The following is a 12,101-nucleotide window of genomic DNA, read 5'->3' as shown; positions in this document are numbered from 1 at the left end:
TAAATGTTGAAGAAGTTGTTGATAATATTTTTGATCGTGACTGCGGCCGGGCCAGTAATGGCGGCGACCCGGTTTTATCTGCCATCTTCCGGCGCGTCCCCAGTTTCTCCGGCATTTGACTCCTGGTATAGCTCGACCAATGCGGATCGGGTCAGAATGGTGACAAGCAAATCAGGGACCGCAATGCTTGGTAAATCGACAGGAAGCTATAGCGCTAGCGGGGTTTATATTGTCAACCGCATGTACATTTCCGATCCCTTAGCCGCTCAGACGATTAGTTGTTCGATCAAAGGATATCTTCTGGGGAAAAAGAGCGCGGCAACCGCGAAACGGTTTGTCCTGCTTAAGCGGTGGTCAAACGATGGCACACTCCTAAGAAGTTACTTTTTTGGGGTATACGCGACCAGCTTGGATTTGACCAATTCTTATACCAATCGGGGGTGTCCCAAACCGGGTTATACGGTAAACCAAACTTTTGCTTACGGGGAGCGATTGTCGATCGAGATCGGCTATTACAAGACCGGGCCCGCCGCCTGCGCGATGTACGATATGTACGGCGATCTTGGAGCGACCGACCTGCCGGAGAATGAAACCGATACCGATACATCCAAATCCCCCTGGATCGAGTTCTCGCAGGACCTGATATTTCTTGGCAGCGGCGGCAAATCACTAATAATATAAGGGAGGAAGCCTTTGAGAGTAATAAAATGGTTGGCAATTATTCTGGTTGTACTAGGTCTGACCGGCCTTGGTTTGGCGGACACTTTAAGCGGGACCGGTTACCTCCTGGGTGGAGGGACCAATTACTATGGCGGAGCTCCCAGCGGCGGCGGGCTGGTCTCGTCGTCGGTTGGCGATTATTATCAGACCCGGCCAATGTCTGGCGGCAGTTATTTGATGGCTTCGGGGCCGTTTGCCTCGGTCTGGTCGTTTGCCCCCTGGCTCCTGACCCTGGAGCCGGCATCCGGCTACAATATCGCCCCGATCAGGGTCAAGATCTCCGGCGCCAATTTTCTTTCCAGCACCACTGTCAGGCTTACTCACCCCGGCCAGTCCGATATCCCGGGGACCAACATGACGATCGGCGCTTCCGAGATCTATTGCGACTTTAACATTGCCGGCGCTCTGACCGGGCTGTGGACCGTTGAAGTTGCCGACATCAATGGGTTGGTGGGGATCCTCCCCGATGGTTTTGAGGTCAAGAGCTTTGCTTACGATATCGCTCTGATCCTTAATTCGCCAAATCCCTTTGATCCGGCGAGGGAATCGACCACTATTATGTATAAACTTAATAGTGATGCCAATGTCACGGCCGTTATTTTCAGCATGACCGCTGACCGGCTCTGGCGGCGGGATTACCTGGCTGGGACCAACGGCGGCCGTTCCGGCGACAACAGCCTGGTCTGGAACGGTATTTCCGATTTCGGCGAAATGGCTTCCAACGGGGTCTATCTGGTCCATGTGATCGACAAATCAAGCGGGAAGACCTTGGCTCGCGGCAAGGTCGCGGTGATCAGAAGATGAAAAACCTGAAAGGATTGATCTGGCTGTTATTGTTTTTATTGTTAGGGATCGGTTCGGCCTGGGCGGAGGTAATTGGTAACACAGAAGATCCGCTCAAGATCAGCATTGGAGCCAGAGCGATGGGGATGGGAGGGGGCTATACAGCGGTGGTTGACGGGTCGAGCAACATGTTCAATAACCCGGCCGGGATGTACGGGCAGGAGCTCCGGATATTTTCAATGTCGGCGACCCTGCTTGGCGATGTTAACTATCTGGTCCTGGGAGCGAACTGGCCTTTGGGGCCGGGGAGCGTTGGGGTCGGCTATGCCGGGGCAAATGTCGGCTCAATAATAACTACCAGTCAAACCGGCTTTGATTATTTTGATTATCACAATGATGTTCTCGCTCTTTCGTACGCCCTGAAAAAAGATAATGTCATTTACGGCCTCCGTTTGAAATCATTTGACCAGGGTTTTACCGGCAGCCAGAACTATGCCGGTAAAGGTTTTGACCTTGACCTGGGAATGCTTCTTTCTCCCTGGCCAAAGACCAATGTCGGCTTTATCCTGCAAAATACTTTGCCGATCGGTATGGGGGGGAGGATAAATTGGGGGAACGGGGACCAGCAGGGGATCCCGCTGATCGGCCGGCTAGGGATAGCGAGCACCGCCTGGCGGGAAAATGTCCTTTTGGCTCTGGACGGAGACTTTACCACCCGGCAGGGCTACCAATCGCGGCTCCATGGAGGCGCCGAATGGAAGATAAACGAATATTTAAAATTGCGCTGCGGGTTGGACCAAACCTATAATCCAGGCCAGGTCAGCACAGACCCGACCTTTGGGAGCGGGATCAGGATCGGCCCATTTACCTTTGACTATGCCTATCATGCATACCACGGCGACAGCGGGACTTTGACCCACTATTTCTCGTTGAGTTACGCGACCGAGGACCTGCCTAAACCGCAGGTGCTGGTCAAATCGGTTCCGCCCCCGCCGCCGGTTGTAACGCCTCCTCCACCAGTTGTAGTTCTGACCCCAGAGGTTGTCGCTCCGCCGCCCAGGCCAACTGAGAAGGCCCCAAAGATCATTACCAAGCGGATCTTCCATTATATTTCCCGGGGTGAAACCTTTAGCTATATTGCCAACCGGTATTATGATGTACCTGACCTGTATCCGGAGCTGGCCGAATATAATAATATTAAGCTTGTGTCGAAAGACAAGATCCCGCGCGGAGTAAAATATGTTTACATCGCGCCGACCGAGGAATTACTAAAACTCCGGGAGAAAAACAGAAAAGCGGAGGAGCCTGTTCCGCCGCCGGTGCCGGAAGCCACTCCATCGACCACTCCGGAAGCAGGGGGCGCGGAGAAAAGACTTTTTCATTTTGTCTCGAAGAGCGATACCTTGAGCAAAATAGCCATAAAGTATTATGGCCGGGCCGACTATGCCAGGAAGCTGGCGGAGGTTAATAATATTGAGAACCCCAATGTTTTGAGTTCCGGGAAGTATCTCTTGATCCCGCCGGCGAGCGAGATGGAAGAATAAACTTTTTCCCTGTGGTCATAAAATGTTACAATTGGAATAACCATGGGGGAATTGTCGGTAAAAAATAAAGTCCTGATCGCCATGTCCGGGGGGGTTGATTCTTCGGTAGCGGCCGCTTTGCTCAAAGAGCAGGAGTATGACCTGATCGGGGTCACCATGACCCTTTATTGTTCAAATAGCGCCTCGGAGAGGAGCTGCTGCTCGGCTTCGGCGGCAGCTGATGCCAAAAAGGTTGCCGACCGGCTCGGCTTTCCCCACTACACGATCAATTTTAAGGACGACTTCCAGCGGTCGGTCATTCATAATTTTATTGAAGAATACAAAGCTGGACGCACTCCTAACCCCTGCGTCCGCTGTAATCAATTCTTGAAGTTCGACCTGTTACCGCGCAAAGCGCGGGAGATGGGGGCGGAATTTGTGGCGACGGGGCACTACGCAAGAATAATGGCCAATGACCAATTTCAAATGACAAATGAAGGTAAAGCCAGTTATATATTATTTAAAGGGAAGGACCCCAAAAAAGACCAGTCGTATTTTCTCTATCGGTTGACGCAGGGACAGCTGGCCCACACTTTATTCCCGTTAGGAGAGCTGACCAAGGAAGAGGTTAGGCTAAAGGCAAGGGCCCTTGGTTTGCCGGTAGCCGAGAAAAAGGAGAGCCAGGAGATCTGTTTTATTGAAGACGACAACTATGGGCGGTTCCTGCGGGAAAAGGTTCCTGAAGTGGTCAGGCCGGGCCCGATCATTGATAAGTACGGGAACAAAGTGGGCGAGCACGAAGGGCTTGTTTTTTTCACTATCGGCCAGCGGAAAGGGGTGGGGGCGCACCGGGAGCCGCGTTATGTTATTGGCCTTGATAATGCGAAGAACGCGGTAGTTATCGGGTCGAAGGAAGAGACTTACGGGACAGAATTGACCGCAGAAGATCTTTCTTTTATTTCCGGCCGTCTGCCAGTCGGGCCGTTAGCGGTGACCGCGAAAATTAGATATAATGCGGTTGAAGCGGCAGCGACGGTGACCAGGGATCAGGAAGGAGCGGCCAGGGTTGTTTTTGCAAAGCCGCAGTTGGCGATCACTCCGGGGCAATCGGTCGTTTTTTATAAAGGGGAGGAAGTATTAGGTGGTGGGATCATTAGCCGAAAAGATAAATAAGTTGAAAGAGCTGCGCCAGGCGGTGCTCTTGGCCCATAACTACCAGCCGGGGGAGGTCCAGGATGTTGCCGATTACGTCGGTGACTCGCTTGGCCTGTCGATCGAAGCGGCGAAGACAGCCGCCAAAGTGATCGTTTTTTGCGGGGTCGACTTTATGGCCGAAACCGCCGCGATACTTTCGCCTGACAAAACTGTCCTGGTCCCGGAGAGCAACGCCGGCTGTCCCATGGCCAACATGATCGACGCGGCCAAATTACGCGCCTTAAAAGCTGAACATTCAGGCGTACCGGTCGTTTGTTACGTCAATTCCAGTGCCGCGGTCAAGGCCGAATCCAATATCTGTTGCACCTCGGCCAACGCCGCCGCGGTCGTCCGCTCTCTGCCGGATAAAGAGATTCTTTTTGTCCCGGATAAATTCCTGGGACAAAACACGCAGAAAGCGGTTCCCGAAAAAAAACTCTATCTTTTTGACGGTTATTGTCCGACCCACGCTAAAATTATGCCGCAACACATTGTACAAGCTCGGGGAAGGCATCAAGGGATCAAGGTTTTGGTCCACCCGGAATGTCGGCCCGATGTGGTCGCCTTGGCAGATGCCGCGTTATCGACTGACGGCATGTTGCGGTACGTAAAAAACTCACCCGACCGAGGGTTCATTATCGGGACAGAGATCGGGATCATCCACCGGCTGAACAAAGAAAATCCCGATAAAGACTTTTATCCGCTGACCGACCTGGCGGTCTGCCCGAACATGAAAATGACGACCCTGGAAAAAGTCCTCTGGTCGCTGGAGGATATGAAGGCGGTAGTTCAGGTGGATGAGGCGACAAGGGGAAAGGCCAAAATAGCGATCGATCGGATGCTGGCGGTCGGGCGGCAGGAATAATTTTAGCGCGCCGCCGGCGCGAGCCCATTGAGCCGGGAATACCAGCTTAAGCAGACCTGGTTTTCCCCTTCACTTTTAATAAGCTTTCCGTCAAAATAATAGCGATAGCCTGAAATGTCCCCATTGTAACGTGATCTGGCCAGAAAAGAGGTGTAAGCATTTTGGTTGGTCAAATAGTCGGTCCGATCCAGCTGGCTGGCCGAGTAGATAAGAGGGAGGGGGCAAGAGACGACCACTCTTTCCCTCCGTTTGGCGGCGATCCTGACGAGCGAATCAAAGGTGTTGGAGAGACAAAGGTCAAGGAATCCTCCGCCAAGCAGAAAATAGTTATGCCCCGGCGCGATAAACCCCTCTTCAAGGATCGTGGTATCGTTTTCATCCACCCCCCCTCCATCGGAGAATTTAGCTTGCGCTGCAGGGTCTATTTTGAGGCCGTAGGGGAAAAAGCCGCTTTTCGTATACAGCCAGAGCTTGTAATCGCATTTTACCGGGGGCTTTTGCCAGGCTTCAACGCAAACCCGGCTGTTTCCCGGCTGTTCAAGCGGTACCCGGTTGGAAGGGTGGGTCAGGATCAGGGTGACAATTGGTTTGTGCCGGACATGCTCGATCATACAAAATGATCGATAAAAAAGCTGATGGATTTCAAATAATTATTAGAAAAAAGTTAGTGGATCCCGGTCAGCGATGGGCCGTTTTCGTCCCGGCGGCTTGCTTTAGTCCGTTTGCGGCGGAGGCCACGTTCAACCAGTTCATAAATTTCTTCCATCAGGAACGGTTTGCGCAGGTATTCCAGGGCTCCCAGGGTAATGGCGTTGGCGTGCGACGATTCGGTCGCGTAAGCGGTGACAATAATGACCTCGATCGATGGGTCAAGCTCTTTGATCTTTTTTAAAACTTCCAGGCCATCCATGCCGGGGAGCTTGTAATCGACAAAGGCAAGGTCGAATTTTCCCTTTTCAATCCCGGCCAGGGCGGTTGGACCGTCAGGGAAGGTCGTAACATCATAATCCTTGATCTTGAGGATCATTTTAAACGATTCCAAAACCGATGGTTCATCGTCTATAACTATGATCTTGACGTTGTCTGACAAAATAGCCCCTCCCTTACAGAGATTACTGAAAGTTATTTTAGCACCCTAACCGGCCGATTGCAATAAAAATATGGTTATGTTATCCTAAAATAACTATCAACTAACAACGCGCAAGTCCCGGTGGCCCGGGACTTGCTACAACTTACAACTGAATCTTATTAAATAAAAGTTGTTAGTTGTAGGTTCGACGTCAGTCGGACCGTGTTGGTGGTTGTAAGTTAATACGCCGGGATAGCTCAGTTGGCTAGAGCGAGGGACTCATAAGCCCTAGGTCGTCGGTTCAATCCCGACTCCCGGCATTTTTATAGGCAAGTGATTCTAAGCTATGAGAGAAAAGAAATTGGCGGCAATTTGTTATTTGACCTGGATCCCGGCGATCTATTTGGGATTGCTGGACGGCCGCCGCAATGAATATCTTAGCTTTCATGTCCGCCAGGCTCTGTTGCTCTGGACCATGATCTTTATTGTTTTCTTTGCCGTCAGGCTGGGGATCAACGCGATCTGGTCGGTTAATTACATCCCTCATTTGGAAGTGGTCGAGTTTTCGGTCGGGACCGCTTCATTTGTCTATGCCGCGTACTGCGCCTGGCGCAGTTTTCAGGGAATTCCTTTTTCCATACCTCATTAATTAAGGTGGCGGGAAATGATCAAAGATAGTTTTCTTGACGCGATCGCGGAATACCAGATGTTTTTACCGGGGGAGACGGTTTTGGTCGCCGTTTCCGGCGGACCGGATTCCTGCGCCCTCTTGAGCCTGCTCAACGACCACAAAGAAAAGCTTGGGATCTCCCTGCATGTCGCCCATCTTAACCACATGCTCCGGAAAAATGACGCGGAACTTGACCTCCGTTTTGTAGAAGGGCTGGCCCAGAAAATGGGACTGCCGATCAGCGTTGAATCGCGCGATGTGGCGGCGCTGGCGGCGGCCGAGCGGCGTGGGATCGAAGAAGCGGCTAGGATCGCCCGTTACGAGTTTTTTGAAAGGCTGGCTGATACGATCGGCGCCCAAAAGATCGCGGTCGGCCATACCGCCGAAGATAACATCGAAACGTTTTTAATGCGGCTCCTGCGCGGCTCGGGCCTGAAAGGGTTATGCAGTATCCCGGCCCGGCGGGGGCGGATCGTCAGGCCGCTGATCAAGGTCTGGCGTCGCGAAGTTGAAGATTACGTCAGCGCGTTAAAGATCATTCCCCGCCGCGACTATACTAACTATGAATCAAAATATATGCGGAACAGCATTCGCCTGAAACTGGTCCCCCAGCTCAAGCTTTACAACATGAATATTAAGGATATTCTGCTTCAGACGGTCCTGATGCTCAATGAGGACCGGTATTACCTGGAGAATGAGACGGAAGAGGTGTTTGAGAAGCTTATTTTAGAGGAGCAGACAGGGAAGGTTAGGCTCGACCTGAAAAAACTTCAAACGTATCCGCTGGCGATCAAGCGGCATCTGCTCCGTTTGGCGATCGAAAAGGTCAAAGGGGATCTGAACCAGCTTGCCTTTGCCCATGTCCGCTCCATTATCGACCAGCTGGGGGCCAAAGAGAAGTGGGAGCTCCATCTCCCAGACGGGATCTTTGTTTTTGGGGACGGGTCGGCTTTGACGATCAGCCGGGAACGCTTAAAAACGGTCAAGATCGAGCCGTTCCGCTACGCGGTCGCGGTGCCGGGGGAGACCCCGATCCCGGAGATCGGTTTGAAAGTGAAGGTTTCCGAAGGGGAGAAGCTGGATAAAGCGGGGCCGGAGACCGCTTATGTCGACCAGGAAACGCTGGGCCGGGATATTGTCGTCAGAAATAAACTGCCGGGGGACCGTTTCCACCCTCTCGGTTTTTCCGGAACAAAAAAACTGCAGGATTTTTTCGTTGACGAAAAGATCCCGCAGGAAAAACGGGACGCTGTTCCGGTCTTTGAAAGCGCCGGCCGGGTCATTTGGCTCGGTGGGCTTCGCCTGGATGACCGCTCCAAGGTTACCCCTCAAACCAAGCGGGTGGTCAAATTTGAGCTCCTGCCAATTAAATAAATTATGAGAATCATTGAGATCAACAATACAAATGAAGCAGCCAGGGAGTTAGCGGCGATCGGCGTTGATCCGGCCGGGATCAGGCTGATGGCCCCCAAAGCGAGCTTCCGCTCTCTCAAGGTCTCCGCACTCCGGCCGGTAGCCGCCAATATCTTAAAGCAGGAGGCCCTTTCCTTTGGCGCGGAAGCGGCGACCGCGTACGGTTCGATCAACCATTCGGTCAAAGCGACCGACGTGATCATTTGCGGGACCATTCGCCAGTTGCTGACCCTCGCGAAAAAACTCAAGGCTCACCAGTTTGGCCTGCCGGCGGTTGGGACCGAAGTTGAAGCGCTCCTGGCCAAAACCAGCGCTCCTCCGGCTTCTCTGAAGATCGGGAAAAAGAGCTGGCATTTTGGTGGTCGGACATATATTATGGGGGTCGTCAATGTTACCCCCGACTCTTTTTCTGACGGCGGTAAATTTTACTCCCCTGAAGAGGCGGCCCGGCAGGCGCTCAAGCTCCACGCCGACGGGGCCGATATCATTGATATCGGCGGAGAATCGACCAGGCCTGGAGCGCGGACCGTTCCGGCCAAGGAAGAAATCGCCCGGGTCTTGCCGGTGATCAAGAAGCTGGCCGGTAAACTATTGCTGTCGATCGATACCAGGAAAGCGGATGTTGCCCGGGTAGCGCTGGACGCTGGGGCTGACCTGGTCAACGACGTCAGCGGATTGCGCTACGACCGGAAAATGGCGGCGACGGTCGCCAGGTACAAAGTCCCGGTTTGCGTGATGCATGCCCAGGGGGGGCCGGTTACAATGCAAAGATCTCCCCGGTATAACGATCTGATGGGGGAGATCTGTTCATTTTTGGAAGAGAGCCTTGAAATCGGGACAAATGCTGGTATACTGCCTGATAAATTTGTGATCGATCCCGGGCTGGGTTTTGGCAAAAAGATCGAACATAATTTGGAGATCGTCAGGCGGCTTGGAGAATTGAGAAGCCTTGGCAGACCGGTTCTTGTCGGCCCTTCAAGAAAATCGATGATCGGACAGGTTCTGGGCAAACCGGCTGGTGAGCGTCTCTTCGGAACGGCCGCCGCTGTCGCGCTGGCGGTCCAAAACGGAGCGGATATAGTCCGGGTCCATGATGTAGCAGAAATAAAACAAGTGATCAAGATGACCGACGCAATTGTTAGGAGGAAATGATATGGCAAAGAAAAAAGTCAGGAAAGCCGCCCCGGCGAAAAAGGGGAAGGGGAAAAAGGCAGCTAAAAAAGGCGGACTGGTGACCGTTTATTTGGGTCTTGGCTCTAATGTGGGAGACCGCGAAGAGTTTGTCGAACAGGCGGTCTTTCTGCTGGAGAAAAACCCGAACATCCAGGTGACGAAGCGCTCCGCCAATTACGAGACCGACCCGGAAGGGGGGAGCGAACAGCCAAAGTTCATTAACGCGGCGGTCGAGATCAGGACCAAGCTGGCGCCGCAAAAACTTCTGGACTTCTGCCAGGAGATCGAAGCGGCGCTTGGGCGGGAAAGAGAGTTGGAATGGGGACCGCGGACAATGGATATCGATATCCTGTTGTACGACGATCTGATCTATTCAGACGACACCCTCCAGGTCCCTCATCCGCTGATGCACGAGAGGCTATTTGTCCTGAAGCCGTTAAAGGAGATCGCCCCGCGGATGATCCACCCGGTCCTGGAAAAAACGATCGAAGCGATCTATGACGAGCGGAAAGCGGAGCATGGCGAGACCTACGATGACGAACTCCCCGGGTTCAAGGAGATCAAGGGGGCGACTTTGGACGATTTCGAACGCTGGTAAATTGAAAACGGTCATTACAAAAAGCGCCGAAGAGACCATTGAGCTTGGCCGGAAAATCGGTGCTTTGCTCCGCCCCAATGAGGTGATCGCCTTGATCGGTGATCTGGGGGCGGGGAAGACGACCTTGTGCCAGGGGATCGCCCACGGGGTTGGGGTCAAGGATTATGTTACCTCGCCGACTTTTATTATTATAAACGAACATGCCGGCCGGCTCCCTTTTTTTCATATTGACCTCTATCGACTGGAAAACCTTGATGAGATCGAAGAGCTGGGGATCGAGGAATATTTTAGCCGGGGAGGAGTTTGCCTGATCGAGTGGGCGGAGCGGATGTGGAAGCTCCTTCCGGCGACCGCGGAAAAGATCGAGATCGAAATGAAGGGCGAAAATGAGAGGAAAATATGCGTATCCTCGGGATTAGCAGCGCGACTAAAGTAGTCAGCATCGGACTGATCGATGAAAGCAGGGTTTTGGTCGAAACGACCGTGGCCGGCAGTCAGTCGGAGCGGATCATCTTCTACGTAAAAGAAGCGGGGATCGAACCGGAACAGATCGACGCGGTTGCCGTAGCGATCGGTCCCGGTTCTTATTCTGGTTTGCGCGGGAGCGTCACCGCCGCGAAAACGCTGGCCCAGGCGTTAAAGGTCCCGATTGCCTCCGTGAACACGCTGGAAGCAATTGCTTTCAATTTAATTGATATTCATGGGACGATGGCGGTCATGTTGGAGGCCAGAGCCGACGAGTATAATTTTGCCCTCTTCAGCGCCAAAGAGGGAAAACTTCAACGCTTAACCGATGATCTGGTAATGAAGCAGGCTCAGATCGTCGCGAAGCTAAAAGGTGTGACCGGCGAGCTTCACCTGGTCGGCGCGACCCAGGGGTTGAGAGCAGACTTGGCTGGAAGCAATTACTTGTTTGCTGATGAAACGCACTCAATCCCTTACGGGATAAATGTCGCCAGGCTCGGTCTGGCCAGGATCAAAGCGGGCCAGCAGGAAGATCCGCTGAGCCTGGCCCCCCAATACTCGCACCGCCCTAATATCCGTGAATACCCTCACTAAAAGTTATGTTATAATCGTCCCATGATCGAGATCATTCCCTTGAAAGACAAGGATATTAAGCAGGTCGTGGAGATCGAAAGCCGCTCTTTCAGCTTTCCCAAACCGGAGTCGATCTTCCGCGAAGATGAACATAAGTATCTGGTAGCCAGAGAAGGGAATAAGGTTGTCGGTTACATCGGGATTGAAAAGATCCTGGACGAGACCCACATTATTAATATGGCGGTCGACCCGGATTACCGGGGAAAGGGGATCGCCAAACGGTTGATGCAGCATGTTTTAAACGATGATGATGTCTTTTTTCTTGAGGTGCGGACATCTAACGACCAGGCGAAAAAAGTTTATGAGCGATATGGGTTTAAGATAATCAGCACCAGGAAAGCTTACTATCCGGACGGCGAAGACGCCCTGGTGATGAGGAGGATCCCCTTTGAGTAAATTTATCAGTGAATTAAAGGACCGGATCCTGTTGATTGACGGCGCCATGGGGACCGAACTGATGGCCCGGGGGATCAGGCCGGACGACTGCTTTGACGCCCAAAACCTAAAGAACCCGGAAGCGGTCTACTCCGTCCATAAGGCTTACGCCGAGGCGGGGGCCGACATCCTCGAAACTAACACCTTTGGCGCCAACCGGATCAAGCTGGGCGAGTATGGCCTGGCTGATAAGGTTAAAGAGATCAATGAAGCGGCAGTCAGACTGGCCCGCCGGGCGATCGGAGAAAAGGGTTTTGTCTGCGGTTCGATCGGGCCGATCGGCCAGCTTTTAGAACCGATGGGGTCGCTATCTTTCGATCAAGCGGTCGAAACCTTTGCCGAGCAGGCCAACGCGCTGACCGACGCGGGGGCTGATCTCCTCTGTTTTGAAACGATCTCCGACCTGCAGGAAATGCGGGCGGGGGTGCTGGCTGCCAAAAATGAAACATCTTTGCCGGTTATTGCCAGTATGACCTATGATGAAGGGGAAGTGACCGTTTCCGGAACCACGCCGGAAGCGGCGGCGGTTGTCCTTGAGGCGATCGGCGCTGATATTCTTT

Annotated in this window: 15 protein-coding genes and 1 tRNA gene; 14 read left to right on the top strand and 2 right to left on the bottom strand. The window is 52.9% G+C overall.

The features are described from left to right. Positions 1-3 precede the first annotated feature (3 nt). Genes KKF06_06040 through nadA form a run of 5 tightly spaced genes read left to right on the top strand, consistent with a single transcriptional unit; the run spans position 4 to position 5,085 of the window. Positions 4-681 (top strand): hypothetical protein, encoded by a 678-nt coding sequence (locus KKF06_06040; protein ID MBU1617310.1) that lies wholly within the window; start codon positions 4-6, stop codon positions 679-681. A 12-nt stretch (positions 682-693) separates the two neighbouring features. Then, positions 694-1,524, top strand: a complete 831-nt coding sequence (locus tag KKF06_06035; protein ID MBU1617309.1) for a hypothetical protein — start codon at positions 694-696, stop codon at positions 1,522-1,524. Then, on the top strand, positions 1,521-3,047 hold the full coding sequence (locus KKF06_06030; protein MBU1617308.1) for a LysM peptidoglycan-binding domain-containing protein: 1,527 nt from the start codon (positions 1,521-1,523) through the stop codon (positions 3,045-3,047). The genes KKF06_06035 and KKF06_06030 overlap by 4 nt, the downstream gene beginning before the upstream one ends. Before the next feature lie 42 nt (positions 3,048-3,089). Next, positions 3,090-4,199 carry a tRNA 2-thiouridine(34) synthase MnmA gene (gene mnmA, locus KKF06_06025; GenBank protein ID MBU1617307.1) on the top strand — a complete coding sequence of 370 codons (1,110 nt, stop codon included), beginning with the start codon at positions 3,090-3,092 and terminating at the stop codon, positions 4,197-4,199. Further along, a complete protein-coding gene (gene nadA / locus KKF06_06020) occupies positions 4,171-5,085 on the top strand; it encodes a quinolinate synthase NadA (GenBank protein MBU1617306.1) in 915 nt (304 codons plus the stop codon). Before mnmA ends, nadA begins: the two co-directional genes overlap by 29 nt. Positions 5,086-5,087: 2 nt before the next feature. Here the strand turns inward: nadA and KKF06_06015 are convergent, their stop codons facing one another. After that, positions 5,088-5,696 (bottom strand): hypothetical protein, encoded by a 609-nt coding sequence (locus KKF06_06015; GenBank protein MBU1617305.1) that lies wholly within the window; start codon positions 5,694-5,696, stop codon positions 5,088-5,090. Between the two features lie 53 nt (positions 5,697-5,749). Beyond that, positions 5,750-6,175 (bottom strand): response regulator, encoded by a 426-nt coding sequence (locus KKF06_06010; GenBank protein ID MBU1617304.1) that lies wholly within the window; start codon positions 6,173-6,175, stop codon positions 5,750-5,752. Between the two features lie 225 nt (positions 6,176-6,400). Here KKF06_06010 and KKF06_06005 point away from each other — a divergent pair. The 9 genes from KKF06_06005 to KKF06_05965 form a co-directional block, all read left to right on the top strand. Continuing rightward, a tRNA-Met gene (locus KKF06_06005) sits at positions 6,401-6,474 on the top strand. Between the two features lie 26 nt (positions 6,475-6,500). Continuing rightward, positions 6,501-6,803, top strand: coding sequence for a hypothetical protein (locus KKF06_06000; GenBank protein MBU1617303.1), 303 nt, complete (start codon positions 6,501-6,503; stop codon positions 6,801-6,803). A 15-nt stretch (positions 6,804-6,818) separates the two neighbouring features. Further along, on the top strand, positions 6,819-8,198 hold the full coding sequence (tilS, locus tag KKF06_05995) for a tRNA lysidine(34) synthetase TilS (GenBank protein MBU1617302.1): 1,380 nt from the start codon (positions 6,819-6,821) through the stop codon (positions 8,196-8,198). 3 nt (positions 8,199-8,201) lie between these two features. After that, positions 8,202-9,389, top strand: coding sequence for a dihydropteroate synthase (gene folP, locus KKF06_05990; protein MBU1617301.1), 1,188 nt, complete (start codon positions 8,202-8,204; stop codon positions 9,387-9,389). A 1-nt stretch (position 9,390) separates the two neighbouring features. Then, on the top strand, positions 9,391-10,008 hold the full coding sequence (folK, locus tag KKF06_05985; protein MBU1617300.1) for a 2-amino-4-hydroxy-6-hydroxymethyldihydropteridine diphosphokinase: 618 nt from the start codon (positions 9,391-9,393) through the stop codon (positions 10,006-10,008). After that, a complete protein-coding gene (gene tsaE / locus KKF06_05980; protein ID MBU1617299.1) occupies positions 9,944-10,444 on the top strand; it encodes a tRNA (adenosine(37)-N6)-threonylcarbamoyltransferase complex ATPase subunit type 1 TsaE in 501 nt (166 codons plus the stop codon). The genes folK and tsaE overlap by 65 nt, the downstream gene beginning before the upstream one ends. Next, positions 10,408-11,067 (top strand): tRNA (adenosine(37)-N6)-threonylcarbamoyltransferase complex dimerization subunit type 1 TsaB, encoded by a 660-nt coding sequence (tsaB, locus tag KKF06_05975; protein ID MBU1617298.1) that lies wholly within the window; start codon positions 10,408-10,410, stop codon positions 11,065-11,067. The genes tsaE and tsaB overlap by 37 nt, the downstream gene beginning before the upstream one ends. 21 nt (positions 11,068-11,088) lie before the next feature. Continuing rightward, a complete protein-coding gene (gene rimI, locus KKF06_05970) occupies positions 11,089-11,502 on the top strand; it encodes a ribosomal protein S18-alanine N-acetyltransferase (GenBank protein MBU1617297.1) in 414 nt (137 codons plus the stop codon). Beyond that, positions 11,495-12,101, top strand: a 607-nt coding sequence (locus KKF06_05965; protein ID MBU1617296.1) for a homocysteine S-methyltransferase family protein, incomplete at its 3' end; no start/stop codon positions are given. The genes rimI and KKF06_05965, both read left to right, overlap by 8 nt.

The organism is Candidatus Margulisiibacteriota bacterium, from assembly GCA_018822365.1.
Classification (GTDB): Bacteria; Margulisbacteria; WOR-1; order O2-12-FULL-45-9; family XYB2-FULL-48-7; genus XYB2-FULL-45-9.
The sequence above is the reverse complement of the archived record's forward strand: the minus strand, read 5'-3'. Positions and strand labels throughout refer to the sequence as shown.

What these genes read in the sequence shown, in the direction of transcription:
- KKF06_06040 (MBU1617310.1), top strand. Translation starts at nt 4, where the DNA reads ATGTTGAAGAAGTTGTTGATAATATTTTTGATCGTGACTGCGGCCGGG.
- KKF06_06030 (MBU1617308.1), top strand. Translation starts at nt 1,521, where the DNA reads ATGAAAAACCTGAAAGGATTGATCTGGCTGTTATTGTTTTTATTGTTA.
- mnmA (MBU1617307.1), top strand. Translation starts at nt 3,090, where the DNA reads ATGGGGGAATTGTCGGTAAAAAATAAAGTCCTGATCGCCATGTCCGGG.
- KKF06_06015 (MBU1617305.1), bottom strand. Translation starts at nt 5,696, where the DNA reads ATGATCGAGCATGTCCGGCACAAACCAATTGTCACCCTGATCCTGACC.
- KKF06_06000 (MBU1617303.1), top strand. Translation starts at nt 6,501, where the DNA reads ATGAGAGAAAAGAAATTGGCGGCAATTTGTTATTTGACCTGGATCCCG.
- tilS (MBU1617302.1), top strand. Translation starts at nt 6,819, where the DNA reads ATGATCAAAGATAGTTTTCTTGACGCGATCGCGGAATACCAGATGTTT.
- folP (MBU1617301.1), top strand. Translation starts at nt 8,202, where the DNA reads ATGAGAATCATTGAGATCAACAATACAAATGAAGCAGCCAGGGAGTTA.
- folK (MBU1617300.1), top strand. Translation starts at nt 9,391, where the DNA reads ATGGCAAAGAAAAAAGTCAGGAAAGCCGCCCCGGCGAAAAAGGGGAAG.
- tsaE (MBU1617299.1), top strand. Translation starts at nt 9,944, where the DNA reads ATGACGAACTCCCCGGGTTCAAGGAGATCAAGGGGGCGACTTTGGACG.
- tsaB (MBU1617298.1), top strand. Translation starts at nt 10,408, where the DNA reads ATGCGTATCCTCGGGATTAGCAGCGCGACTAAAGTAGTCAGCATCGGA.
- rimI (MBU1617297.1), top strand. Translation starts at nt 11,089, where the DNA reads ATGATCGAGATCATTCCCTTGAAAGACAAGGATATTAAGCAGGTCGTG.